The following is a 26,936-nucleotide window of genomic DNA, read 5'->3' as shown; positions in this document are numbered from 1 at the left end:
AATGAAGCTGCTGTTACCACCTCATCTATCTCTGCTTACAGTCAGCCATCCATGGCTGCCACGCTGGGAGCTATTGCAACAAGACCGCAATAAAAATAGCGATCTACTTGCCATCGCCGTCATTGCCGGGTTCTCACTCACAAAAGCGGCGCCTGAACCTCTCGAAGCAGACGCACTATGGCAATGCATTGATAGCGCACTGCCGGAAGGCGACGTCCTGGACATCGGCCACCCAAAACCACGTGGCGAGTTCCTGGCGTACGGCGCCTGCAATAAGCAGGAAGAAACCCGCGCTGCGGAAGTCGGTGTCTCGTGCGGCTCGCTTTCCAACAAGCTGCTGGTATTTGGTGACCGGTTCTGGCGCGGCGAGGCCACCAGCGAACCCTTGCCCTTTACACGCATGCCCCTGGACTGGTCCCACGCTTTTGGAGGCGCGTCATTCGCCAAGAACCCCCAGGGCAAAGGCATTGCCAAGGTGGAAGAAGGCATTGTGCCGCTGCCGAATGTAGAGTCGCCCAGCCGACAGATAGCCTCCCCCGCAGACCGCCCCGAGCCTGCAGGCTTCGGCGCCATGCCGCCGCACTGGCCGCAACGCTCCAGGCTATATGGCACACCAGACAAAGGGTGGTTCGAACAGCTTTGGCCCGGTGTTCCCAGGGACCATGCGCCCGAGTACGCATGCAGCGCCCCTAAGGAACAGCGGCTTCCTGACGGAGTATATTTTGCGGGTGATGAGCCCGTCTCCTGCCGCAACATGCACCCTGAGCACGCCACCCTGGCATCACAACTGCCTGGCTGGCGCTGCCGCCTTTTTCTCCAGCGCGACAATCAGACGCAGGAAGAAATCGCCACCCAGCTGGAAACGGTCTGGCTTTTTCCCGAGCAGGAAACAGGGGTGCTGCTGTTCCGTGGCGTCAGCCACACGCAAGGCGAGGATTGCCCTGATATTGCAGCGATAGTGGCAGATCTTGAACCGCTTGACGCCCCTGCCCGCCCTATGTCGACGTACACGGCGCGTTTTGAGCAGGACCAGGAGGCCAGCCCATTTACGCCAGAAGCGCCACCTACCCAGCAGGAATCCGACGCGGCAGGCACAGGGCTTGGAGCAGGCGCAATGGCCGCCGGGGTTGCCGGCCTGGCCGCTGCTACCGGGCTCGGAGGGGAGGCCATGGCGACGCCCTCTCCTCCACCCGTTATGGATTCGGATGCCGTTTCGCAACTGGAAGGACTTGTCGCTGAAATGGAAGGCGAAATGGAAGCCTATCTGGCGTCAGTAGGCATCACCAGCGAAGAAGCCAAAGCCTATCTTGAGACACTTAAGCAAAGCACGCCTGAAATCGAAAGCACCGGCAACCTCGAGGACATGGTCGCGGACATGCACGACGCCGCCATGAAATTTCTTTCAGATAATGGACTCGACACCTCACCGGAAGGATTGCAGAACCTGTTGGAGCAATACCCGCAGGATGCCGTGGAGCAAAATCTCGAAGAAAACCTGACCACCGTACGCGCCATGCTGGCAAAACCGGATATACCGGAGAGCTTGCGTTCCGGTCTGGAGGACTGCCTCAAAGGGTGGATGGAATTCTCCACTGTAATGAAATCGCTCTCCATGCTTGAAGAACAATTTCGCAGTACCGTAGCAGAGGAGCCTCCTCCTGCCGGCACACAACCAGCGCCCCAGGAAGAACCACTCCCCGAACTGGCTTTGAAACTAGATACGGAACAGGCGCTGGAGCGCATCCGCAGCGGAAAATCAATGCAAGGGTACGATCTGAGCGATTGCGACTTTTCCGGCCAGGACCTGCGTTCCGCCAATCTGCGGGGGGCATTTCTGCTGGGCGTGTCATTCACGGGGAGCGATCTCGAGGCCGCAGACCTTGGCGACGCATTCTGCCAGGATTGCGATTTTTCCAAGACCAGCCTCGACCGCACCAATTTTTCCAACGCAACCCTTGAAGGCGCTTCCTTTTTCGCGACCACAGGCAAAGGAACCCGCTTTCGCCACGCAAATATGTTCGGTGCCATATTGCAGGGCGTTTCGCTTCAGGAAACTGATCTGCATCAGGCAGACTGCAGCAACGCAAACCTTACCGATGCGACCCTGGAAGCCTGCAGCGGTGCGGATTTGAAACTAGGCGGCGCCACACTGCAAGGCGCATGGTTCCCTGACGCAAACCTGCAAGGTTGCCGCATGGACGCCGCCACCAACGCAACAGGAAGCAGTTTTGTTCGCGCCAACCTCTCCCGGGCAAAATTTAGTGGAGCAACCCTTGATAAATGCAATTTCGATGGCGCTAACCTGAATCATGCCGTCTTTTACGCCTGCTCATGCACAGATGTCTCCCTGCGCATGGCCATTGCAAAACATGCTGATTTCTCCAAGGCAGTCCTCCAAAAAGCCGACTTCTTCGGCCTGAACCTCTTAAAAGGTTCCCTGCGGGGGGCGGACTGCAGTCAGGCCAACATCACCAACGCCAACCTCTTCGGGGTAGATGTTTACCGCGCCCGCCTGAATCCCGATGCCATTACTGACTGCAATCTGGGGCGCACACTGCTGCAACCCGGCATTTTTGACGATACGAGGCAAAAATAATGGACGCCGCCTGGATTCAAGACGCCATGCAACAAGGCGCTCCCATCCTGAACGCCGATCTGGCCCGCCAGGACCTGCGGGGGGCAAATCTCGCCGGTGCGGTATTCCAGGACTGTGACCTCACGGCCATACGACTCGATACCGCCGATTTGACGGATGTGCTATTTACCAACTGCACCTTGAGCAACGCGTCTTTGCAAAACGCCAACGCCGCTTCTTGCAATTTCAAGCATTGCAATCTGGAGCGTGTGAATTTTCGCGAAGCCACCCTTTCCCGCGCCGCCTTTTACACATGCACATTCACCGAAACCGATTTTCGCAAGGCGCATTTGTTCCGGGCGTCCCTGATGGCTGCCAACCTGACAACCGCGCTGCTGGCCAAAGCTGTTCTGGACACGGCCATGTGCATGGAAGCCGACTTCAGTGGCTGTGATCTGCGTGGATGCACCCTGCATAAGGGCGTGTTCACAAAAGCCCTGCTCAATGAAGCCAACCTGCAGCATGTGGTGCTTGAAAAATGCCGGTTCGATCAGGCCAGCCTGCAAAAAGCCGCCCTTGCCGGCGTCTCCGGCGCGTTTACCTGTTTTGACGCCGCCGATCTGCGCCAGGCCGACCTGAGCGGCGCACACCTGGATACACCCCGCTTCGCCGAAGCGCGACTCGGGCAAGCCCGGTTTACAGGCGCTCGCCTTATCAATGGCTACTTTGCCGATGCGTATTGTGATGGCGCTGATTTCCGTAGCACACTGTTGGACTATGCCGATTTCTCCAGCGCCAAGGTGGAAGGCGCTGTCTTTTCCAACGCCTCATTACGGGGGGCAAATCTGCACCGCATCGACCAGGAAGCCGCAAATTTCACCGGTGCGGACATGCGCGGGGTCAGGGAGACGGACAAAGAACTCCTTGCCGCCGAAACATGGTCCCCGAAACCCGACCGCAACCGTTCATGAACCTGGAGCGTACTATGTCTCGGAACACAGCACGAATCATCCAACGCCGCACAGGCGCGAGCGTTCATAACGACGCTTCCTTGCGCCTTGTGCCGCAGCAATCACAAGAAACGCCCCAGCAGCAGGGCGAACTCGTCACCGCCAAGGTGACGGACCGGCAGGAAGAAGCCTTTACCGTTATCTTTGAAAGCGGTGGCAGTTGCGCGGTCCGCCGCGCGGCTGGCTGCGTTCTGCTTCCTGACCCCGGAGACACGGTGCTTGTTTACCATGCGCCCCAAGGGCAAAGCTGGATGCTCCAGGTTCTGGAGAAAGCCGCATCCACATGGAAATTGCAATGCCCGGCCGACCTGGAGCTTGGCGCTCGGGACAAGCGCTGCGCCATCAAGGGCAATGAGCTGGACATCGATGCTGTACAGACCAGGGTGCGCTTTCTGGGGCTGGAGCTTACAGGGGGCGCCCTGAACGCAAAAGTGCAGCATATACGCAGTGTTGCTGGTTCCATGACCACGTTCACACGCCGCTGTACAGCCGTTGTGGGCCGCATGTTGCGCACAAGCGGTTTCGAGCAGCACAAGGCCAGGCAGTTGCGCACAGAGGTGGAGGGGCGCATGACCACCCGTTGCGGCCAGGCATCCATAGTGGCTGAAGAAGACGTCTCCATCGACGGCTCCACCATCAACCTTGGATAAGGAGAACGCCCATGTTTGCCATAACCGCAGGCGGTGGCAGCCTAATGAGCCCAGCAGACGTGTGCAAAACTCCCATAGGGCCTGCACAGGTGCCTATACCGTATCCAAATATCGTCAGTCCGGCCCAGGGAGCGCCCGTCTCAACCAAAGTCTTTATTTGCGGTTCACCTGCCGTGAACAAGAACACGACATTCTCACCCAGCAATGGGGATCAGGCCGGTGCTACCGGCGGTGTGGCTTCCAATGTGATAATGGGCCCAGTGAAATTTAACGCAGGGAGTGTCAAGATTATGATCGATGGCATCCCCGCTGTCCGGCTCTCCATGCCCACCTCTCACAACGATAACAATGCAGTGGGCCTGGCGGCCGCACCCAGCCAGACCAAGGTAATCATCAAAAGTTAATACGGAGCATGCTTATCTTTGCTCCGCCACCCTTGCGAGGACCTTATGTATAATTACATCAACAAGCACTGGCCGACACTGGCAACGCTGGTCATCGTCTTCATTCTTCTGGTCATGGCCTAGTGGATTCCACACATCAACCTACCTGGCAAGGGGCTGCTCATTAAAACCCTGGAGGTGATGCCTCTCAGCGCGCCTGTGGATAATCCCGACCCCAAAATAGAGTTGCGCGTCAATGGCAAGATCGTCCCCCAACCTTACATTTCCACTGTTATTGTTAAGAATACCGGCAATATCCCCATTGCCCGGGATGAATTTGACACGCCTATTCAAATAACCATCAAGAACGAAACAAAAATAGTCCAACTGAGGCACCGCCTTATTCCTACGGACATAAACACCCACCTCTCGTTCTCCGCAAGCAAAGCAAGTATTGCACCGGCGTTGTTGAATCCTGGTGATACTGTTATCATTGAAATGTTCACCACTGGCGGCGAGCCTGTCTTTGATGTTGGAGCCCGCATCGAAGGAGTCAAGAAAATCGTGTCCGAAGACCTGTTCGACCCTTACTGGGGCGAAATAGGCTGGGTCCAGTACGGCAGTTTCCTTATCAGTCTCATTGGCATGTTCATCATCACTCTTGCCATGCAGGCAAACCTCCACTCCCGATACGTAATAATCAGCAGAAAAACCGCCATGGCTTTTTACGTGTGCTCTTCTCTGGTCTGCCTGAATGCCTACTTCTCCATGCTGGTGGATCATTCCCGCTCTTTCTTTTCCTCGCGCATGCTGCTGATCGCCATGTCCCTGCTCATGCTCCTGGTCGCCATGAGCGTGCTGCGCCAGACCGGGGAAGAAAAATGACCCAAGCCGGCAAAGGGCTCTCGTTTCCGGAACGCATGACACGCATGCTCAACGAAGGCGCACTGAATCTGGCGTGCGCCCTTGGCTATTCCCTGGGATTGTTCGAGGCCATGGACAGTTTGGGCGCCCCTGCAGACGCCGCCACCATCGCAACTGAAGCAGGTCTGGATAAGCGCTACGTGTATGAGTGGCTCTGCGCCATGGCGGCAGGCGACATAGTGGAATCGTTTGCGCCCCTCACAGAGGATGACGGCATGCAGCGTAACGAACGCTTTCTGTTGCCTGCAGAGCATGCCGCCGTGCTTACGCGTAAGGCCGGCAGCGCCAATATGGGCGTATACACTCAGGAAATGCCCCTTTTGACGCAATGCGCCATGGACGCCGTGCAGCAGGGGTTTTCCACCGGAGAGGGCGTTCCCTACGCGAACTACCCCCGTTTCCAGCAGTTCATGGGAGAACTGGCCGAAGCCAAACAGCGCAAGGAGTTTGTCGGAACGTTTTTGCCTGCCATAGAAAATGGCGCGCTCTACAAAAGACTCGAAGCCGGCATAGACGTATGCGATGTGGGTTGTGCAGAGGGCGAAGCCGTGCTGCTCATGGCCCAGGCTTTTCCAAACAGCCGCTTCATGGGCATGGATATAGACCCTGAAGCGCTCACGACGGCGCGAAACAAGGTTGCCGCTGCTGGATGCGACAACGCGACATTCTCCCTCGTGGATGTTGCAAAAGCCAAGGACGGTGGCGGCTGGCACGGCGCATTCGATTATATGATCGCCCTCGATGCGATTCACGACCAGACACATCCCATGCAGGCACTGGAATCCATCCAGGTCATGCTCAGGCAAGGCGGCCGCTTTTCCATGGTCGATATTGCCGCAGAAAGCGATCTCTCCAGCAATCTGGAACACCCCATGGCGCCTTTTCTGTACATGGTCAGCCTCATGCACTGCATGCCGGTGGGGTTGTATGACGGCGGCGCCGGCCTCGGCATGATGTGGGGGCGTAAACGCGCACTGCACATGCTTTCTGCAGCCGGATTTTCTGAGGTGGAAGTCTCACCTGTTCCCAACGATTCCTTCAACCTGCACTATTATTGTAGGAAAGGCTGACCGCCTTTGCTCCTGTAACGGGCAGCGGTCCGGCCGCAGGGGTTGCCTCCTGGACGCAGCCGCGTTACTGCTTCCCGGATTGCGTTGGAACCCAGGCACCACTCATACTGCAAATCAATTTTCAGCTATCATGGAGACAAAAATGACTGAGGGCGCAGCCCAAAGATACGGCATTGGCATCGATACGGGCGGCACCTACACGGATGCCGTTATGATGCTCCTTGATACCAATGAGGTGATCGAGGCAGTCAAGGTTCCCACCACCCACGCCGACATTCAAATAGGCGTGGCCCAGGCCTTGGAGGCCTTATTAGACAATGCCGGCTGCCCTCCAGAGCAGATCAAGCTGATAGCCGTCTCCACCACCCTCGCCACCAATGCAGTACTTGAAAATACCGGCGGCCAGGTCGGATTTTTCTCCATAGGCAACCCTTCCCCCTTGGATCTTCCTGTGCTGGCGCAACATTTCGTCACAGGGGGCCACACCATTGGCGGTACGGAAATCGCCGAGCTCGACCTGGAAGCACTACTTGAAGGTGTGCAGGTCATGCGCAAGTGCGGCGTGGATACCTACGCCGTGTGCGGCGCCATGAGCATGGAAAATGCCAGCCACGAACTGGTGGCGGCAAAGGCCATAGCCATGGTCGATCCCAAGCCTGTTTTCTGCTCACACCAGTGCAGTGACAAGGCTGGCTTCAAGGACCGCGCAGCCACGGCCGTGCTGAACGCCAAACTGATGCCGGTGATGCAATGCTTTGTTGAAGGCGTGGAGGCAAGTATCGCGCGTCTGGGCATTTCCTGCGAAACCATCATGATCCGTGGCGATGCAACGCCTTTGCCCATGCAGGAAGGTCCCATGCAGGCCGCTTCTACGGTTGGCAGCGGCCCTGCCGCCACCACTTGGTTCGGCATGGAAGGCGCAGGCGTTCCGGACGCCGTTGTGGTGGATGTGGGCGGCACGAGCACGGACGTGACCATGCTGCAGGCCGGCAAACCCGTCATTGCCCAGGATGGCGAACGTATCGGCGACTTGAAGACCCATGTACGGGCTGTAGCCATGCACACTGCAGGCGTTGGTGGTGATTCCCATGCCTGTTTCGGCAAATCGAAAAAACTCAAGGTAGGGCCGCGCAGGGTTACGCCCCTTTGCCTGGCTGGAGATGCTTTGCCCGACCCTATGGACTGGCTGGGCGCAGATCAGACCGGCAAATGCCTGATGCTCGAAGATGGCGGCCAGGGCCTTGAAGCGCATAAGGACGACCCCATCGTCCGCCTGCTGCGCGAAAAAGGCCCCTGCACGCCCGAAACCGTCTCTGCTGAGCTGCGCTTCTCTGCACCCCAGATAGAGCGCAGCCTCGACGCCCTGGTGCGCAACCAGGTCGTGAAGGAAACTGGATTCACGCCTACGGATGCGCTTCATGCCCTTGGCCGCATGGACATGGGCAACGGGCAGCATTCTGTGGCGGGCGCCCGCGCCATGGGAAGGGTTCTCGGCATCAAAGGAGAAGAAATCTGCGGCATGGTCTTGAACAAGGCCCAGGAGACTATAGAAGACGCCATCCTGCATTATATGCTGCAGGCCGAAACCAGTGGCTCCATGTCGGGCATTCTGGAACGCCGCAGAGAATTCAAACATTTGGGCGTCCACTTCACCCTGAATATGCCTATTATCGGCGTTGGCGCTGCTGCTTCATTGCTGCTGCCGGGCGTGGCGGAATCCCTGCAGAGCGAGGCAGTTTTCCCCAGGTTCTTTCAGGTGGGCAACGCTTACGGCGCCCTGTTGATTGCACTTGCTGCCATGGCGAACAAGGAGTGATGCAAGCAACTTACCCATCTTGACAGAATAGTGTTTCTCGCGAGATATTATTCGTCAATGAAAAACAGCCCCAACCTACATATCTACAGCACGAGGTTATTTCTTATAGCCTCGTGCTTTGTTTTGTTCTTCTCAGTGTCTTTGTTTGCTTTTGGCGTTCACGCCGCCCCAAAAACAAGTAAGGACATCCCCTCCACGCCTGCATCCAGTGTGGAAAATAAGGATGATTCCAAAAAGAGCCGGCAGGAAGAAGCGCTTTCCATGCTGCAGGTCCTTCTGGATTCCATGACTCGCAAAAGCAGGACGCTGCGCACTCTGGAAGGCCAGTTGCGCATGACTGTGGATGAAAACCGCCGTAAGGATCTGCAAGAGCAAATAGCTGCGTTGCAGGACGACATCGAGGAGCAAAAAGACACTTTTAAAAGTCTCGCTGCTGGCGGCAGGTTGGATGCTCTGCAGGATTCTGAGGAGCAGACTTTTACCTGGAACGATCAGCTTAAAATCATTCTGGCCCCTTTGTTGCGGGAATTGCAGAATCTTACCGAACGTCCCCGACAGATTGACAGCCTGCGTACGGAAATCGACCAGATAAACCAGGCATTACCCCTGTTGGAAAGCGCCTTGGCGCGCATTGACAAGCTGATTGCCGAAACCTCGGATGCAAAGGTCCGTCGTGAATTGCAGGACGTCCGCGCCACATGGGTGGAGCGCAAGACAGACCTGGAAAACAATCTGCAGGTTGCCCGCTTTGGTCTGGAGCAAATCAGGAACAACGAGCGCTCTCTCCCGCAAAGTATAAGCGACCTCTTCGGAACTTTTATAAAGAACAGGGGCAAGCACTTACTTATAGCGCTCATTACCTTCTTTACAGTCTTCATGCTGCTGCGCTGGTGCAAGGAATTCATCTTCAACAGGCCAAAATTCAAGGAAATAGAGAAAAAGAATTTCCTGTTACGCCTTTTCAACATCACCTTTATCTTCATTATCTTTCTTTTTGCCTGTTTTTCGGCGTTGGCAGTGTTCTACGCCGCAGGTGATTGGCTCATGCTTGTTATCTCCTTTGTTCTGGTCTTCTCCATAGTGTGGAGCGCCAAATCAGGGCTCATGCAGTACTTTGAGGAAATTAAGCTGATACTCAACGTGGGCTCGGTACGAGAAGGGGAGCGGATCATATACAATGGCGTGCCATGGCTGGTGGAGCGCCTGCATTACTACACTCGCCTGAACAACCCGGAGCTTTCCGGAGGTAGGCTGCGCGTTCGACTCAATCAGTTTATTGAAAGCTCGTCGCGCCCCTTTGGCCATGACGAACCCTGGTTCCCCACCCGCAAGGGCGATTGGGTTCTGCTTGCGGATGAAACGTTCGGCAAGGTGGTGCAGCAAAATCCGGACATGGTCCGCCTCATGCTCTTTGGCGGCAGTTTCAAAACATACCCTACTTCTGCTTTCATGGATCAAAATCCTGTTGTTCTCTCCACAGGATTCATTGTCCGTTCCGTTTTCGGCGTGGACTACCAAAACCAGAATATAGCTACCTCGACCATGGTGGAAACCTTCAAAGCAAACATGGAGAAAGCCCTGGAGGCAGCAGGGTACATGGAGCACACCACGTCCATTACAGTAGATTTCTACCAGGCGGGCGCGTCTTCTCTGGACATTATCTTTTTTGGCGACTTTTCAGGCGCATTGGCAGACAAATACTTCACCATCCCCCGCATGTTCCAACGTGTTTGCGTGGAAACATGCACCCGTGAAGGCTGGAACATCCCCTTTCCGCAGCTTACGCTGCACAGTGCCGAAGCAAAGCCCGCCCTTCCCGACAACCACAATGAGGAGCCTGACTCGTGATGGACAGTATTCTGCTGTTGATCATTATGCTGGTGCTTACCGGGCTGTTCGTTTTCCTTAAGCTGACCGGACGCGTCCGGTGGTCCTGGCTGTGGGTGGTTGCGCCCCTGTGGTTGCCGCCACTTCTTGGCATTCTGGCGGCGATTCTACTCCCTATCATTCTGAAAGCCAAAGGATGACAAAGCTTCTAAAAGCCCACTGTTACATAAACGCAGTACTAGTTCCGCTGCACTGAAAAAGCCAATATGGCTCTTTCCGTGGCGTTTTTTTTGCGTTGCTGCGTCCTGCAGCAGTACGATTAAAATTGCTTATCAAGGCTCCCACCCCTTTTCTTGTGATCATAAGGCACATTTTTTTTTCCACATTGTATTCAAGACGGCCTCTTCTCTCCTATACACTATCTCCTTAATATAATTTGCCTTTTTTTGTTAATTTGTCTACATTTCGTAGATTCTTCTAAAAAAGGCATAGTTATCGACCCAAAATAACGCACTCGCGTGTTCTCCCTTCATATCCGTCTGGTTCGGGGCCGTCATAGCAAAGTCATACACAAGGGAGAGCTTTTCGCATGCCGAAGGTTTGCGTTGTTGTAGCCATTAAAGGGCACAAGATTTTGGAGGAAAGCATCATGGCTGAGACGTTTGCGTCTTATGCTGCTTGCTGGAAAAAGGGATTACTGTTGTGTGGAGTGCTCTGTCTGGCCCTCTGGGGGCTGTATCCCGTCAGTGCATACGCCCTCATTGTGAACGCATACGATGACAGCACCTACAGTGATGCGCTGGACGAAGTGAACGCAGGTAACGCGGACACCATTGTCTTTGGTGTTAATGCGGACACCATAATTACCGCACCAGGCACCACTCTGAACAACGATGCCTCGTTCATCAATAATTCCGGCTTTGCGGTGGAAATTACCAATCATAATACGAACAACCACGGCTTGGATGTGGCATCAAATGTCACCCTTGATTTTAGCGGTGCATCGCCACTTACTATTGCTACCTCCGGAACGAGCAGTATGGTTGGATTGTATGGTAACGGAGTCTCGTTGTATATCACTAGCTTGGGAGCCAACACCGTTATCATCGCTACGAGCGATAACCATCAGGCCTATGGAATATTTTTTAATGGAGCCGTTGACATCGGCACCTTGTCCGGTTCTGTCAGCGCTACAAGCGGGACCCAATCAACCTATGGGCTGTTTTCTAATGATGATCTGAACATTGGCACATTGTCAGGCTCTATGAATGCATTGAGCAACGGCTTCAGCGCCATTGGGCTTTATTCTTCCATTGGAGACATCACCATAAATACATTGTCAGGTACGGTAAACGTAACTGCAGAAGATGACGTAGCATATGGATTTTATACAAGGACAGGCAACATTGATATAACCACACTTTCAGGAACTGTCAGCGTCACAGATAACAACGACGAAGCTTACGGGTTTTCTGCTAGGGATGACTTGAGCATCACCACACTTTCCGGCTCGGTCAGCGCCACATCAAACAACCAAAATGCTTACGGGCTTTTCTCAAATAATGCCATGAGCATCACCACTCTGTCAGGCACCGTCAGCGCTACGAGTGATGATCTTCGGGCCTATGGGTTGCATTCGTTTGCAGGCGATATCGACATAGGCACACTTTCCGGAACGGTCAGCGCTACGAGCGAAAATAGTTGGACATTTGGCATCCGTTCAAATGCGAACTTATACATAAACACACTCTCAGGAACGATCAGCGCCAAAAGTGAAGGCAACGGCTCCACTGGCATCCACGTTTCCAATATCCTCAACGGGGGCGATGCCGCCACACCCGTAAGGATTACAGGTACGATCAGTGCTATTGGCGTTAACCATGCTGCAGCAATAGAGACAACAGGAGCCGCGAACCTTTATCTTTCCGGCACACTGTACGCCGAGGACACCTCTGGCAGCGGCAACGCCTGGGCCCTGAGGACCGGCGCTGCTGACGACCTTCTGACCCTGGATACGGGGGCGAGCCTCACCGGCCTGGTAGACCTGGGCGGCGGCAACGATCTCCTGACGCTGCTCGGCATGGGCACATTGGCCAACACCTTCCAGAACATAGAAACCTTGAACGTAGGTGACGGCGCCACCCTTACAAACTGGATATGGGGATCAGACGCGAGCCTGACAAACACGAATACCGTGGACATCCTTTCCAACGCCACCTTGCTGATAGACCAGGGCGTAACAGTGAACAATACGCTCAATGTTAAGGAGGGGGGCACTCTCGGCGGCTACGGAACCGTGGCGAATGATGTAAACAACGCGGGCACGGTGAGTCCGGGCGGCTCCATCGGCACCCTGACCATAAATGGCGACTACACACAAACCGCCACAGGTACGCTGTACGCCGAAGTGGACGCAAACAGCAGTGACCAACTCCATGTGTCAGGCACGGCAAATCTCGATGGCGCGCTTGTCATTGTGCCTGAAACCGGTGACCTCTTCAGCTCCGGTACCAGCTGGGAGATTCTCCTAGCCTACGGCGGCATCAACGGCACCTTCAGTGCAACGTCGGTGCTCTATGATTCCCCAACGCTGACCTTCTCAACCACGCAATCAGGCATTTCTATGGATGTTGAGGTGGAGCGCACTACACCCTACACGGCCTTTGCCCGGAGCAGCCGCACCAAGAGCCTGTCCCGGCTGCTGACCGATGCAACCAACGACGCTACTGGTGAAATGGCCCAGATGTTGGCCGGACTGGATTTTTCCTCTGCAGACGCGATCAGCAACGCCATGGAATCCCTCTCTGCAGAGTCCTACGACGCCTTCAGCCAAAGTGCATTGGAAGGCGGCCGTGCACTGACAACGGCCCAACGTGCCGGCCTGCGCAGCGGGGGCGTGGCGTCTGGCCGTCAATTCGCCGGCAACTTCAATCATGCGCCAAACAGCGCTACCGGCCTGGCTGCTGGCGAACGGGTGGGCGAAGCATGCATAGCCCACGATGTCTCCATGTTTCTGCAGCCCTTCAGCTCATACGCCAGCCAGGATTCCAGCAGTGACCGCACAGGCTACGACGCCACCACCTGGGGGTTTACAGCCGGACTCCTGTATCACCCTTCCCCAAATTGGACGTTTGGCATTGCTCCCGGTTTTTTCTCCCAGAATATAGACCAGGACGGCCTTGGCGACGGCAAGGGCACGGTTGTGGAATGGTCCGTGGCGGCGCTTGCCGGATACCACACAGACGCCCTGTATCTTGACGCCATGGCCCGGTTCGGCTTTGACAGGTATACCTCCAGCAAGTACCTGCTCCTGCCCGATATGCCCCGCACTGCAAACGCCTACTGGACCGGCACCAACCTGACATTTGCCTTGGGCGGTGGCTACGACTTCCACGAAGCAGGCTTCACCTTTGGTCCTGTGGCGTCCTTGGCCTGGAGCACCCTCAACGAGGACAGCATAGAGGAAGACGACGCCGGACAGATAGGCCAGAAAATCAGCGCCCGGGACACCCAATCCCTGAACACGGAATTGGGGGCGCGCGTCACGCGGGCATTCGAGACTTCAGTGGGCACTATCACGCCCGAGGTGCAGGTTTCCTGGAACGCCGAATGGTTTGACGGAGGGCGCTCTATCACCTCCTCATTCATAGGCTACAACGGGAGTTACTCCGTAGACACGGCCGACAATCGCTACCACGCGGGGCAGCTGGACGCCGGCGTAACTTGGGGAGTAAGCGACAGCCTCAATATCATGGCGCGCACAAGCGTAGAATTTGCCCGTGAAGACCACAACGCCATCTCCGGCGGACTGCGCTTGGAATATCTGTTCTAAAAAAAGGCTTACTTACCAGAATCAAATAAGAAAGGGGATGGCCGTATGACCATCCCCTTTTCATTTTTATAAGCGAGTATTACCTGACAGGCGCTTAACGCGCGGCAACGTCCTGGATACCATCCTTATCCAGAGCAAAGTCCAGAACAGGCTGGAATTTTTCGTTTTCCAGGTGGGCAGTGAGTTGACGGACCCGTTTAGTGAAAGCAGCCATCAGAGAGTCAGGCAAAGCCGCGGCTCTGGGGTTTTCCACCTTATGGGGATTGAGAAAGTTACCGTTCTTCTTCATGCGATAATCTAGATGGGGGCCAGTGGCTAGGCCAGTGCTGCCCACATAGCCGATAACCTGGCCCTGCTCGACCTTCACGCCTTTCTTCATGCCTTTGGCCAACCGGCTCATATGCATGTAGTAAGTTTCATAACCATTCATGTGCCGCAGCTTGATGGAATTGCCACCGCCACGCATCCAGCCTGCAAAGGTGACCGTACCGTTTCCAACGGCATGAATAGGTGTCCCCGTTGGGGCGGCGTAGTCGATACCAGGGTGGGGGCGGTATTTATTCAATATGGGGTGCAGCCGCCGCCAGGAGAAGTCCGAAGAGATGCGGCTGAACTTCAAGGGCACTTTGAGAAACGCCTTTTTCAGGCTCTCGCCATCGGGGTCGAAATATCCAGGGTAGCCAAGCTCGTCATGGAACAGGAACCCCTGGTAGCGGATGCCCTGGTTCGTGAACTCCGCAGCAAGAATATCACCGTACCCAATCAGCTTGCCATCGTGCATGCGCTTTTCAACCAGGACACGAAAGGAGTCGCCCGCGCGGATATCGCGGATAAAGTCTATTTCCCAGCCAAAAATATCCGCCAACCGCATGGCCAGAGCTCCACTCTCGCCCTGGCGCTCAATGGCGCCGAACAGGCTCAAGCTGATGTCGCCAGCCACGCGAACAGTGTAAATATCAAAATCAACTTGTTTTTCACCGACCTTGAAGCCATCGCTGGTTTTGCGCACAACCAGATTCTTGGTACGGTCTATACTGTATTCGAATCGTTTCAGATCCCCTTCCCAGACGGTGACGGCATAGGCATTGCCCGCCCTCACCTGACTCAGGGGGTAAACGTCCTTGCAAAGCTGCGCCAGCTCTTCCACCTCGGCTGGAGACAGGTAATCGTCAAGCAGTTGCGATACTGTTTCGCCGGGGGCGATAACCCCTTTTCTGACGGTTGGCACACTACTGTCAGCCACTTCCTGGTGTGCGTCATCGTCAGCTTCTGCAGCCTGTTTCGCGCGCATGGCGTCCAGACGCTTTTTCAACCGCGCTAGCCTGTCTCTGTGCTCAGCTCCCTTTTTGGCCTTTTCCAACTCGGCCTCATGGGCAGCCCTGAGTTCGGCCTGCGCGTCGGCCTCTGCCTGTACTCCGGCGCTGGCGACCTTGCCAGGATCAGCCACGATAACGCCATTGTCGGCTGCAGCCTGTGCCGAGGCGTCACCCTGATCCGGATCGTGATCAAGATGCGCATTCATGAGGCTCTTCACATCCCAGCCAGGCTCGAGATTCTGCATCGCAAGCTCATGGCCGGAAACTGCTACCTCCACGTAATCATCGGGATCAAAAGAAGCCGTCTGGTCAGTATTGTCGGCGCCTTTACCGCTCATAATGAGATAGCCGCCCCCCCCAAGAGCCGCTACCAAGAGCAAGACCAGACATCCCAACACCAGTTTTTTGGCAGTACCTTTTTTGGACTCGTCTTGATTCTGCGTACGCATTCCTTATTTTCCTCGGGGCATCAGAGACATGACTTGGGTCTCGGATTTTCAGCTTCAGGGAGCATCTGTCAAATTCATGAGCCAGGCAGATTCATGCACCAGGCTGGCCAGCACAAAGCATAGATCGTTGCAGAAGATGCTGCACACGATGACGCGGCAAACACCCTTCCTGGCAACGTCCAGAAGTAGCTAAAACCGGCCTAGCGTAGGGCGCTAGCAGTCGCAACCCTACACGGGCCGGCAATCCCTGTCTAGACTTTTGCTAGATATTTTACAAACTTTATACACTACTGCTTCCACTGCCCAACAATGGCGCAGCAAAGCAGCTTGTTTCCTTACAATTCATAATGCTTGAGCAAATTACCGCTCTACCCGACGCATGATCGAACCGCTTACTTTACAGAAGCCAGGGACATTAGACGTTTTCCAAGAACACATGACACCTGGATTGCACCGCGTTGTTTGCACCACTGTAACGAAACGGTCGATGCGTCCGGGATCAAAAAATTCTCTTCCAAGTCGTGGCTCTTGTGCAATTGAAAGGCAAAACATGAAGCCCGCAAAGAGGACTTCTCCAGTTTCGCGTTTCTCCTGATAGCAAGGACTTCAGCCCCAGTCGAGCCATGAGTCATTACAATTTGTTCATTTTACGTTGATTGCCATCATGATCGAATTTAATGTGTGGCGGCAAGGAACGCATTGAGCAATTTCTGCACTTCTTCTCCAGCGAATATGGAGTGTGTTTTCAATGTATCAACCCGTTCCCTGAATGATTCAATATCCGGGTTGGTGATGATACTCATGCCCTGGTCCTCCAGGGTCTGTAGAAATGCCTCTTCACTGTCACGATTCCATTTACGCTGAAAAGCGGCAGCGTCGCGGGCTGCCTTTTGCAATAGGGATTGCGTTGCAGGATCTAGTCCGTTGAACCATTCGAGATTGGCAAGATTTATGTGCGCCGAATAGACATGACCGGTTAACGAAAGGTACTTCTGCACCTCATACAACTTGTAGTTCACAATGACGGAAAGGGGGTTTTCCTGACCATCAATGGTGCCCTGCTGCAGTTCACTGTAGATCGGCCACCCCATGGGTGTGGGGTTGGCGCCCAGTGTCCGCCACAGCTCCTTGTGCAGTTCGCTTTCCATTACACGAATTTTGAGGCCTTTGACGTCGTCCACTGTTTTAACAGGCCGCTTGCTGTTGGTAACATTACGAAATCCGTTTTCGGAAAACGCCAGCCCTTTGAATTGCGCTTTTTCCAGACTGGACAGGACCTTGTCACCCAACTCTCCGTCCAGAACCGCATCCACTTGATCGTAACCGGAAAACATGAACGGGAAGGCCACAACTTTTACCTCGGGCACAAAAACATCCAAGGGACCCAAGGTTACTATGGCCATCTGCACTGCGTTCAACTGCACTTGCTGCAGTATCTCGGTTTCCGTTCCCAGACTTCCGGAATGGAATATCTTGATCTCAATGTCGCCCCCACTTCTTTGTTCCACGAGCTCTTTGAACTTTTCAGCGCAAATGTTCTGCGCTGATCCTGGCGTTGTCACCAGGCCAAGCTTAACGGTCATGGCCATTGCATCATGTGAAAATGCCATAAAGACAAGCAATACCAGAACGCAAACAAGACGAGTAAAACGATACAAGGTGCTCATGCAGCCTCCAGTGTGAAGAACAACGAGTTGCCAAAAATACATGAATGGAATCGAGGGCGTTTCCTGTCTCTGTGCTGAGCACCCTTGCTACGCCATTGCAATGGGTGACGCAAGATACTCTCGCGCACACCACATTCTGAGCAGTCTTTTAGGAAATGCGCCTTGACAGGCAGGGGACTCAATGGATATCGATATTCAAGATTAGCACTTTTACAAGGCATAATAAGCATGACGATTGGTGACGATAGCATAACACACAAGGACATCGCCCTGCGTCTCGGTGTTTCTGAAACAACAGTCAAAAGCTATCGCCGCAAGTTTCCGCTTTTTTTCCCCCTGCACAGCCATGGAAAGCCGCTTCGCTTTAAACCAGTGGTGATGGATGTGGCCCTGAGCATTCGCGAGGGGTTTCAGAAAGATCTTTCCGTGGAAGAAATCAGAACTGAACTCAATCATAAATTCAGCAAGATAAAGAACAAAAGTAAGCAATCGTCACCCATCGATATTCAAGCAGAAAGCACCACTGATCCTTCCCCTTGCCCTGGCGAAGCCAGGCTTGAAGCATTGGAAAGCACCCTCGCCACCGTGCTTCAGGAACAGGCAAGAACCAATGAGAAACTCGTGGCCTTGCAAGAATTGATTACCAACTGCCACAATAAACTGTTGACCGCGCATGAAATGCAGGAAAGCGCTCAAGGCAGATTGTTATCGGAGTTGCGACAGCTTATCCAGGAACAGGCGCGCCATCCCCTGCCGGAATCCCCCGAAAAAAGGGTCATCATCCGCAACATGTACGGTGATAGCAGCGAATACCGCCTGGCTACGGCATCTGTCCATACTGGAGAACCCCCAACACCTTCTGCTGCAACAGATTTTTCCCTTCCCGAGACGCCTCCGGAAGCGATTTTATCCCCCCCTCTTGTGGTGCGAAGCGCAGCGGGAGAGTATCTCGGGATCGCTGGCAAATCTGAGGGCGCGTTTTCCTTGAACGATTTCATTGCCATGGTTCGCAGGAGTTTTTCAGCGCCCCATGATTTTACCATCTCCTGGCAAAGTGGGGAGGCTGGAACCTGGTCCATGACGCTGGATCAGGAAGCTGCCATCCGCCCGCAAAACTATGTGCTTCAAGTGGAGAGCGTCACTACGCCAAAAGGCAACACCGTGACATTGCTTACCCGGCTTGATGTTTCTGGAAAGGACATGCCTCCCGCAAACTTGTATGCTTTTATCAAACAGATGAAAGAACTTCCTCGGGCGGAAGACAGGCCGGAGGATATGAGCTGACGCTAATCCAGAACCGGCTCGCGACAAGACAATGCCCTCCTGCGCCGATAAAACGGACAGGAAGCGCAAAACCAGGCGTCATCATGTATGTTTGGAATCCTATACCCGAATGTCGAGTTGGGAGCCGTGAGGCATTAGGGAATTGAAGGAATTACCATGCAGCAAGGGAGCAAGTGACTGTCCGATGAGCGCCTGGTGGTTTTCTGCTTCGCCCCCGTATTGCGCAGCCATATCCACGCCCGCCTGCTCAACAGTCATACGCAGCGCTTTTGTAGGAGAGTTCGTCTCCTGCATGGCAGCTTCAAGCGAATCCATAATGCTCGTTGCCACGTCCCCGCCGTATTGCTTGGCCAGGTCCTGCATGGCTGCGGAAAGCGTGGTATTCTGCATAAGCGTTTGCCCTTGCTGCGCAGTCCCTGCTGTCCCCGTAGCACTGTTGGCGGCGTAGAAGGTCTCCATGAGCCCGTTGTCGAAGTAGTCATTGAGCGCGTTGTTAACACCCTGGTTGAAATGGGCCATGAGCTTGTCACCCGCCGCCATGCCAAAGTTGCGATCAACGAACTTGAGGGCATCGAGCAGCCCTTCGCCCAGTGAATCTTCCGTGATCTCTTCTGTGCCTACATTCTTATAAATGAGGCCCATGGTGGCCTGCGCCGCAGCATCGCCGAAATTGGCCCGCACAAAGTCCACGGCTTCGGCCAGAGAGTGCTCAATCGAGGTGGTGTCTTTTGGTTCAGTTGATTCGCTATCCGGAGGGGCAGTGGCTGTTTCCTGCTCCAGGGTGGCTTCCGCCCCTTCTTCAAGCTGCTCCGTCTTTGTGGCGGCTTCGTCTTCGGGGGCAACCTGGGTGGAGATGCGGTTGATGATATCCTGAGCAAAAGTCTGGCTGATGCCGCTGGTATCGTCTGAGGAAGCGTTATTTCCGGATATCTGACGGACATTGAGCCCATAGGCATCTCCCCCGAACAGGCTGCTGTTCTGAGAAGTGCCGAAGCGGCTGATGAAAGTGTTCAGGCCTGAGCCCATATATCCGTGGATCTGCATGGCTTTCTCCATGGCGCAACACGCCATTGCCATACACTTCGGCAGAAATCGCCCTGTCTTTAGGGGTGGGATGGAAATTTTTTGACTGATTAATCTGGCTGCGATGATTCGTTTGAATTCAAGCCAGGGGCGCTTTGATCTCCGGAATGATCGAGAGAGCGCCCCATTTCGCGAAAACAATTACAGCGCCCGTCATAATATAAATAATCCGGGGCATTTTGCAGCATATCAGAAAAATAGGCGCTGCCCTGCGCTTGGGCATTGCCCTTGTCGTTGTTTCCATTCGGAGCGGCAGCCAGCATGGAGAAGAGTATAGTTGTTGTCAGAACTATGCGTTGCATTCAGTATCTCCACTGAGTAGACCCCCTTTTTTATACGTCTCTCCTTTTTTTAGCAAGGAAATATATATTTCTTCATATCGTGTTTACAAAATTAAAACTTATATTGCATTTCTGCAACTACAGTTTCATACTTTCCCAGTAGAAAATAGGCGCTCCGCACAAGAACGCCCCGATTGTATGCTCTTTCAAATACAAACGGGGCGTTTCAGCCTGGTCTGGAATACGAAGCTACCAGCTATATGCCATTGCAGGATATTCCTGCTTCACATGCAGTCGCGATAAAAAACGAGGGGGAATTACACCTTTGCTGCGGTTTTGAGGTCTTCGACCTTGTCTGTACGCTCCCAGGTGAATTCAACACGCTCGCGGCCAAAATGGCCGTAGCAGGCGGAATTTTTATAAATCGGGCGCAGCAGGTCCAGTTCCTTCACAATATAGTATGGACGCATATCAAAAACTTCATTCACGGCCTTGGTCAGAATTTCGTCAGGGATGTCACCATACCCTTGCGAGGTCACGCGTACGGAAACAGGCTCCGCCACACCGATGACATAGGCTATCTGCACTTCGCAACGCGGCGCCAGCCCAGCGGCAACCACATTCTTGGCAATATAACGGGCCATATAGGCCCCGGAACGGTCAACCTTGGAGGGGTCCTTTCCGGAAAAAGCACCGCCGCCATGGTTGCCCATGCCGCCGTAGGTATCCTGGATGATCTTGCGGCCAGTGAGGCCGCAGTCGCCCATGGGGCCGCCGATGACGAACCGCCCTGTGGTATTGATGAAAACTCTGGTCTTATCGTCAAAGAATTCCTCAGGAAGCGTCTTTACGATGACCTCTTCCCGCACGGCATCCACAAGGTCCTGGTAGGACACATTGTCAGAATGCTGGGTGGCGATTACCACCGTATCGATGCGGGTGGGCTTGCCGTCCACATACTCAAAGGAAACTTCTGTCTTGCCGTCTGGCCGCAGGAAATCCAGAATCTTTTCCTTTCGCACATAAGCAAGGCGGCGGGAAAGCTTGTGCGCCCAATATATCGGGGCGGGCATCAGCGTATCGGTCTCGGTACAGGCGAATCCGAACATCATGCCCTGGTCGCCGGCGCCCTGTGACTCGGGATCGTTCCGGTCAACACCCTGGGCAATATCCATACTCTGCTTATCAATGGACGAAACAACGGCGCAGGTTTCCCAATCAAAGCCCATATCAGAATGGCAGTAGCCAATGTTTTTGATGGTATCGCGAACAATGGCGGGGAAATCCACGTAACCGCTGGTGGTTATCTCGCCTGCGATGAAGGCCAACCCTGTCGTCACCAGCGTTTCACAGGCAACGCGCGAACGTTTGTCCTGCTCCAGCAACGCATCGAGCACGGCGTCTGATATCTGATCGGCCACCTTGTCGGGATGGCCTTCGGTCACGGACTCCGAAGTAAAGTAGTATTTGCCCTTGGGTTTCATGAGAACCTCCCGTTAATTGTTTGTTGCCTGCACGGCTGCAGCGGCCCCCTCGCGGCCGTTTGCTTTTTCAGGACTGAGAATGCCTCCGGACATCAGAAGCTTGAAAGATTCTTCCACTGTCATATCGAGCGGCGTCACATCCTCTTCAGGCACCAACAGATAAAAGCCGGAAGTAGGGTTTGGCGTCGTGGGTAAAAAGACGTTCAGACAGCGCTTGGAGGTTTTCGCCTGCACCTCCCCGGTTGCCTCTCCTGTGACAAAAGCCAGGGCGTAGATGCCACGGCGGGGGTATTCAATGAGCACAACTCTCTTGAAATCCTTGCCTGCCCCGAAAAAAATAGATTCTACGAGCTTTTTGACAGCCTTGTAGACCTTGCTGACAAAGGGGATGTAGCTCATGACATATTCGCCCAGGGCCACGATCTTGCGGCCCAACAAATTGCGCACAAGCATGCCGCAAAGCAGCAGAACCACGAATACGAGGATGAACCCCAGACCAGGAATGGGAAAGGGCAGGAAATTTTCCGGCCGCAGATGGCTGGGTAAAAGCAGCAGGGTTTTGTCCACCCATACGGTGAGCAAATGCAAAAACCAAAAGGTGGCCACCAAGGGCATCAAAAAGAGAATGCCCGCGATGAGGTTCGCCTTCAGTATCTTTTTAACAGCCAGTACAAGTCGTTTGAATACATTCATATAGGTTGGCGTAGTGGGCTCAGGCGCTCTTTCCCGCCTCAAGCACGAGATTATCGATAAGTCTTGCCTTGCCAAAGTAGATGGCAACCGCAGCCAGAGTAGGGGCGGAAACAAGCTCCACCGGCTGCATGGTCTCGGGATCTGCAAATTCCAGATAATCCAATTTTCCCAAAGGCATATTCTTTTCATAATAAGCGGTGACCGCAGCTCGTAAACGGGAGACGTCACGCTCACCTTTCTGAACCATTTGCTGCGCCACCTGCAGGCCACGTTGAATGGCGGGCGCCTGGACGCGCTCCTCAGGGCTCAGGTAGATATTGCGTGAACTCATGGCCAGCCCGTCTTCTTCACGAACAATGGGGCGCCCCACTATTCTGGAGCGTATATTCAGATCACGGGCCACCCTGCGAATGATGACAAGCTGCTGGAAATCCTTTTCCCCAAATACCGCAAAGGTTGGAACCGTAAGCAGCAACAGCTTGGTCACCACTGTGGCCACACCCCGAAAATGGGTAGGCCTGGTCTGACCGCACAACGTCGTAGCCAGCTCCGGCGCTTCCACCCAGGTACAAAATCCCGGCAGATACATTTTTGCAGCAGGGGGAATGAAAAGAATATCGGCGCCATGCTCTCCCGCCAGGGCAGCGTCGCGCTCCAGATCTCTCGGGTAGGCTTCCAAATCTTCTTTAGGGCCAAACTGCGTCGGATTCACAAACAGCGAAACAATGACCTTGTCGGCATTCTCCCTGGCCCAGGAAATAAGACTCAGGTGGCCAGCATGGAAATATCCCATGGTCGGAACAAGCGCTATGATTTTGCCCTCGCTCCGCCAATGCCAGCACATATCCTGAATTTGCGGTGGATTGGCAATCCGTTCCAAAACTTCTCCTTGCGTAGTAAAATTTTTCAAATAGCCCCTTCCATCACCCTTGTCCAGGGGTCCCAGGCCCTGCTATCCCTACCTTTACATCTTTTTTACAACTTGCCTACCAAGAACCCTTAGGCCACTTGCCCCTTTACCACATCCCATGTGATTATCACCTGCCTGGCGCGTCTGCTTCACACGATTGAGCAGCGCACCAAGTTTCATCTTGATAAGGAGCGGCAGATGCCCAAAACACCTTCGAGCGTGGCCAAACGTCTTCGACTTACCCCCCCTAAGCTCCGTACAGCAATGGAGCCGACTAAAATCGCGTATGACAACAGCAGTGAGTTCATCAAACGCTCGGCACGCGCCAAGGTAGCCCCCCCGCAACCACGAGTGCTCCAGGCGCTCGAACACGCTATGCGCATCACCGACAGGGGATACAATGTCTATCTTTGCGGCGAAGCAAACATGGGGCGCACCTACCTATTGCAACAATTCATGGCACCCTGGTCCATGGAGCGCCCTACTCCTCCTGACTTGTTGTATGTCAACAATTTCCAGGACCAGGACAAACCTCGGCTTTTGGAATTGCCTAGCGGTGAAGGTCGCGATTTCAAGGAAAAACTCGGGGCTGCCCTGGCAAAAATCCGGAAGGAAGTACCCAACCGCTATGAGACCGAGGCCTATGTCAAACGCCGCAACGCATTATTGGACACCTATCAGTCCGTGCGGGAAAAACTCCTCGATCAGATGGAAAACCAGGCCGCGGATGAAGGTTTCAACCTGGATGTAGACGATCAAGGCGCCCTGACTCTTTACCCCCTCATCGAGGGCAAGCTGCTCAGCGAAGAAGAATTTGAACGGCTTGATCCGGAATTGCGGCAGAAGCTGAAAGCCAGCAGCGAAAAGCTGATGGCCGGCATGACGCGCCTGATGCGGCGTATCAGCCACGAAGAGCAGGGGCTGCGGCAAAATGAGCAAACTCTGGATAAGGAACTGGTCGCTGAAGTTCTTGACGAATATCTCTCCCCTGTTGTGCGCCGCTTCAGCAAGAAACGCCACTCCAAGGATATCAAGCTATACCTGAACGCTTTGCGGGACGATTTGATGGATAACATCGACCAGCTCGTTCCCCAGGAGTCCCAGCCGCCAACCCTGGAACAGCTACAGTCCAATCCGGACGATTTTTTCGTGCGTTGCGAAGTCAACATCTTTGTAGACAATGCCAATTTGCAGGGCGCCCCTGTTGTAGTGGAGGACCACCCCACCGCTAACAACCTTCTGGGCTGTATCGAACGTGAATCTGAGATGGGCGCCCTCGTCACGGACTTCACCCTGGTAAAGGCGGGTGCTTTGCACCGCGCCAATGGTGGTGTTCTGGTGCTGCATACCGAGGACCTGCTGCAGAACCCTTCCGCATGGGAAGGATTGCTGCGGGCCCTGCGCAGTGGACTGGCGCGCATCGAGGACCAGGGAGACCAGCAGGACCAGACCAAGACCAAGACCATTGAACCCGAGCCCATGCCCCTGGCTCAGAAGGTCGTACTGGTCGGCACGGACGACACCTACGAGATGCTGCTTGCCCATGAGGACCGCTTCCCTAAATTATTCAAGATCAAGGCGCATCTGCAGGAAACCTGCGACCGTAATGCCGCAGCCGTGAAGAACTACTGCTTCATGCTTTCACGCATTGTGGAGGAAGCCCGCCTGCTTCCTTTTGACCGCAGCGCCCTTGCCGGCCTGGTGGATAACGCATCACGCCTGGCGGAAGATCAAAAGAAACTCTCTTTGATGCTGCCCCTGCAACGCGAACTGATGATCGAAGCCAGCGCATTGGCCACTGCTCAAGGCAAAAACGAAGTGGACGCTGATATTTTGGCCCAGGCCAGTCAGGCCCGGGATTACCGCTCCAACCTGTATGAAGAGGAATTCATGGAGCACTACGACCGGGAGTTGATACGCGTAGCCACAAGCGGCGAGGCCGTGGGACGCGTGAACGGTCTTTCCGTCAGCTTTTACGGTGATTACGAAATAGGATTGCCCCACCATATTGCATGTACCGTGGGCGTTGGTGAAGGGGGGATAGTCGACCTGGAGCGGGAAGCGCAACTGGGCGGCCCCATCCATACCAAGGCAATGATGATCCTCAAAAGCTACCTGGTGGCTCAGTTTGCCCAAAACAAACCCATCATGCTCACAGGCAGCCTATGCTTTGAACAAAGCTACGCGCATGTGGAGGGCGATTCCGCCTCCGGCGCAGAGCTGGCCGCCCTGCTCTCTGCACTTGCCGATGTCCCTGTGCGCCACAGTCTGGCTTTTACAGGTGCTGTGAACCAAAGTGGACAGATCATGGCCGTCGGCGGCGTAACCCGTAAAATAGAGGGCTTTTTCGAAGTCTGCAGGCGCAAAGGGCTCACCGGTGAGCAGGGAGTTTTGCTGCCAGTGGACAACAAGGCGCATCTCATGCTCAAGGACGAAGTGATTCAGGCTGTGGAGCGGGGTGAATTCCACATCTATTCCGTAAGCACCATTGAAGAGGCCATGGAGCTTCTTACCGGGCTTCCTGCCGGCAAACGCAGCAAAAAAGGCGGCTATTCACAAGGTACGCTTTTCAGGCTTGTGGATGACCGACTGGAGCAACTGGCGGCGACTTCCATGCGCTTCCATGCGCCCCGGTCCGGCAAACGCTGGCCGGCTTGATCCAGCGCGGCAATACAATGATTTGTCATTTTGCTGCTGCGCGGTATATGTAGAAAATCTGTTGCACAACACTGGTATGCCGCACACTATCCGGGACGTTGAGCGCGGTGCTGTTTTTTTGATTCGGGCAATTCTGATCACAGTATTCTGACTTGCCCCTTACATTCTGTCATACTGGAGTAGTTTCAATGTCCAAGGCATGGATCCAGGCTAAAAGCTGCGAGTTTGCGCGAGACGTCTTGCGCGATTTTTGCCTCGCGACCCGCGAACTTGAACACCGCTTTCTGGAATACGAATCGACCCAACGCATGAACTTTGATGCGCTGCGCGTGCTTACGGGCGAGGAAATGGACAAGGGGCTCTTGTGGCGCCTGAAAGACACCTCGCACCACTTGTTTCGCAATATTCCGGAAACCGATTCAACCGGCAAATTTCTGGACTGGGCCCTGGGCTACATATTCCACGAAACCATCAAGCTCAAGGAAGACGCCTACCAACTCAGCCACTACGCTCCCTGGTTCATCAGCCTTGAACCTGCCACCCTGGATCGTGAAGACCGTATTTTTCGCAAGGAATTGTTGCAGGTGCTGCTGCAAACCCGTGAAAGCATAGAACGCGAAATGAAGCGCATTCGGTTCATCATATCGCTGTGTCTGGATATGTTTCCAAAACATTACGCACGCTACCGGGACAACTCTTTGCTGGCGCGGTTCATTTTTGCCCAGAACACGCTGGTACGCGCCGTATTCAAGGACAAATACGAAAAACTGCTGCTCGTGGTCTATGATGATTGCCCGGAAAAAATGTTCACCCTGGCGGCATCGAGCCTGCGCGATGGTGGATGGCTGGAAGAAGCAGGGAGAGCGGTGGAGGAAGCCCTGCGGCTGAATCCGCAAGACCCTGCTGCACTGGAGGAATACGAAGTTGTCCAGATGCAGCTCAGGACCACGCGGCGAGGCCTGCCCTTGCGAACACAAACCGGTGAACCGCCTTCACCGGATACCTGCATCTGATTTGTGACCGG

General features: G+C 54.4%; 20 protein-coding genes. 13 read left to right on the top strand and 7 right to left on the bottom strand.

Annotation, left to right across the window (positions count from 1 at the left end):
• Position 1: 1 nt before the first annotated feature.
• From ACZ5EH_RS06195 to ACZ5EH_RS06150, 10 genes are all read left to right on the top strand, one after another.
• Positions 2-2,596 (top strand): DUF2169 family type VI secretion system accessory protein, encoded by a 2,595-nt coding sequence (locus ACZ5EH_RS06195; protein WP_464277259.1) that lies wholly within the window; start codon positions 2-4, stop codon positions 2,594-2,596.
• On the top strand, positions 2,596-3,546 hold the full coding sequence (locus tag ACZ5EH_RS06190; protein WP_464277258.1) for a pentapeptide repeat-containing protein: 951 nt from the start codon (positions 2,596-2,598) through the stop codon (positions 3,544-3,546). The genes ACZ5EH_RS06195 and ACZ5EH_RS06190 overlap by 1 nt, the downstream gene beginning before the upstream one ends.
• Before the next feature lie 14 nt (positions 3,547-3,560).
• On the top strand, positions 3,561-4,235 hold the full coding sequence (locus tag ACZ5EH_RS06185; protein ID WP_464277257.1) for a DUF3540 domain-containing protein: 675 nt from the start codon (positions 3,561-3,563) through the stop codon (positions 4,233-4,235).
• Between the two features lie 11 nt (positions 4,236-4,246).
• Complete coding sequence (locus ACZ5EH_RS06180; protein ID WP_464277256.1) at positions 4,247-4,639, top strand: DUF4150 domain-containing protein; 393 nt, start codon at positions 4,247-4,249, stop codon at positions 4,637-4,639.
• A gap of 180 nt (positions 4,640-4,819) precedes the next feature.
• Positions 4,820-5,503: a hypothetical protein gene (locus tag ACZ5EH_RS06175; RefSeq protein ID WP_464277255.1), complete on the top strand. Its 684-nt coding sequence runs from the start codon at positions 4,820-4,822 to the stop codon at positions 5,501-5,503.
• Positions 5,500-6,612 (top strand): class I SAM-dependent methyltransferase, encoded by a 1,113-nt coding sequence (locus ACZ5EH_RS06170; RefSeq protein ID WP_464277254.1) that lies wholly within the window; start codon positions 5,500-5,502, stop codon positions 6,610-6,612. Before ACZ5EH_RS06175 ends, ACZ5EH_RS06170 begins: the two co-directional genes overlap by 4 nt.
• 142 nt (positions 6,613-6,754) lie before the next feature.
• Positions 6,755-8,428, top strand: a complete 1,674-nt coding sequence (locus ACZ5EH_RS06165) for a hydantoinase/oxoprolinase N-terminal domain-containing protein (RefSeq protein ID WP_464277253.1) — start codon at positions 6,755-6,757, stop codon at positions 8,426-8,428.
• Between the two features lie 135 nt (positions 8,429-8,563).
• A complete protein-coding gene (locus tag ACZ5EH_RS06160; protein ID WP_464277252.1) occupies positions 8,564-10,276 on the top strand; it encodes a hypothetical protein in 1,713 nt (570 codons plus the stop codon).
• A complete protein-coding gene (locus ACZ5EH_RS06155; RefSeq protein WP_464277251.1) occupies positions 10,273-10,455 on the top strand; it encodes a hypothetical protein in 183 nt (60 codons plus the stop codon). Before ACZ5EH_RS06160 ends, ACZ5EH_RS06155 begins: the two co-directional genes overlap by 4 nt.
• A 389-nt stretch (positions 10,456-10,844) precedes the next feature.
• Positions 10,845-14,087 (top strand): autotransporter outer membrane beta-barrel domain-containing protein, encoded by a 3,243-nt coding sequence (locus ACZ5EH_RS06150; protein WP_464277250.1) that lies wholly within the window; start codon positions 10,845-10,847, stop codon positions 14,085-14,087.
• 94 nt (positions 14,088-14,181) lie between these two features.
• Here ACZ5EH_RS06150 and ACZ5EH_RS06145 read toward each other — a convergent pair whose 3' ends face one another.
• Positions 14,182-15,852, bottom strand: a complete 1,671-nt coding sequence (locus tag ACZ5EH_RS06145; RefSeq protein ID WP_464277249.1) for a peptidoglycan DD-metalloendopeptidase family protein — start codon at positions 15,850-15,852, stop codon at positions 14,182-14,184.
• 674 nt (positions 15,853-16,526) lie between these two features.
• Entirely contained in the window at positions 16,527-17,519 is a 993-nt protein-coding gene (locus tag ACZ5EH_RS06140) for a TRAP transporter substrate-binding protein (RefSeq protein ID WP_464277248.1), read from the bottom strand.
• A gap of 228 nt (positions 17,520-17,747) precedes the next feature.
• On the opposite strand from ACZ5EH_RS06140, the gene ACZ5EH_RS06135 reads away from it, so the two are divergent.
• Positions 17,748-18,803 carry a MerR family transcriptional regulator gene (locus tag ACZ5EH_RS06135; RefSeq protein ID WP_464277247.1) on the top strand — a complete coding sequence of 352 codons (1,056 nt, stop codon included), beginning with the start codon at positions 17,748-17,750 and terminating at the stop codon, positions 18,801-18,803.
• Between the two features lie 99 nt (positions 18,804-18,902).
• On the opposite strand, the gene ACZ5EH_RS06130 is transcribed toward ACZ5EH_RS06135, so the two are convergent.
• The 5 genes from ACZ5EH_RS06130 to panC all read right to left on the bottom strand — a co-directional run bounded on the left by ACZ5EH_RS06130 (position 18,903) and on the right by panC (position 23,224).
• Positions 18,903-19,847 carry a hypothetical protein gene (locus tag ACZ5EH_RS06130; RefSeq protein WP_464277246.1) on the bottom strand — a complete coding sequence of 315 codons (945 nt, stop codon included), beginning with the start codon at positions 19,845-19,847 and terminating at the stop codon, positions 18,903-18,905.
• A gap of 89 nt (positions 19,848-19,936) precedes the next feature.
• Positions 19,937-20,188: a hypothetical protein gene (locus ACZ5EH_RS06125; protein ID WP_464277245.1), complete on the bottom strand. Its 252-nt coding sequence runs from the start codon at positions 20,186-20,188 to the stop codon at positions 19,937-19,939.
• 296 nt (positions 20,189-20,484) lie between these two features.
• On the bottom strand, positions 20,485-21,651 hold the full coding sequence (gene metK, locus ACZ5EH_RS06120; protein WP_464277244.1) for a methionine adenosyltransferase: 1,167 nt from the start codon (positions 21,649-21,651) through the stop codon (positions 20,485-20,487).
• Positions 21,652-21,663: 12 nt separating this feature from the next.
• Positions 21,664-22,344, bottom strand: coding sequence for a DUF502 domain-containing protein (locus ACZ5EH_RS06115; protein WP_464277243.1), 681 nt, complete (start codon positions 22,342-22,344; stop codon positions 21,664-21,666).
• Positions 22,345-22,363: 19 nt separating this feature from the next.
• Positions 22,364-23,224, bottom strand: coding sequence for a pantoate--beta-alanine ligase (panC, locus tag ACZ5EH_RS06110; RefSeq protein WP_464277242.1), 861 nt, complete (start codon positions 23,222-23,224; stop codon positions 22,364-22,366).
• 228 nt (positions 23,225-23,452) lie between these two features.
• On the opposite strand from panC, the gene ACZ5EH_RS06105 reads away from it, so the two are divergent.
• Both ACZ5EH_RS06105 and ACZ5EH_RS06100 read left to right on the top strand, forming a co-directional pair.
• Positions 23,453-25,912 carry a Lon protease family protein gene (locus ACZ5EH_RS06105; protein WP_464277241.1) on the top strand — a complete coding sequence of 820 codons (2,460 nt, stop codon included), beginning with the start codon at positions 23,453-23,455 and terminating at the stop codon, positions 25,910-25,912.
• Between the two features lie 188 nt (positions 25,913-26,100).
• Positions 26,101-26,925 carry a hypothetical protein gene (locus tag ACZ5EH_RS06100; protein ID WP_464277240.1) on the top strand — a complete coding sequence of 275 codons (825 nt, stop codon included), beginning with the start codon at positions 26,101-26,103 and terminating at the stop codon, positions 26,923-26,925.
• The last annotated feature ends 11 nt before the right edge of the window (positions 26,926-26,936 follow it).

It is taken from the genome of Desulfovibrio biadhensis, from assembly GCF_055388615.1.
The sequence above is the reverse complement of the archived record's forward strand: the minus strand, read 5'-3'. Positions and strand labels throughout refer to the sequence as shown.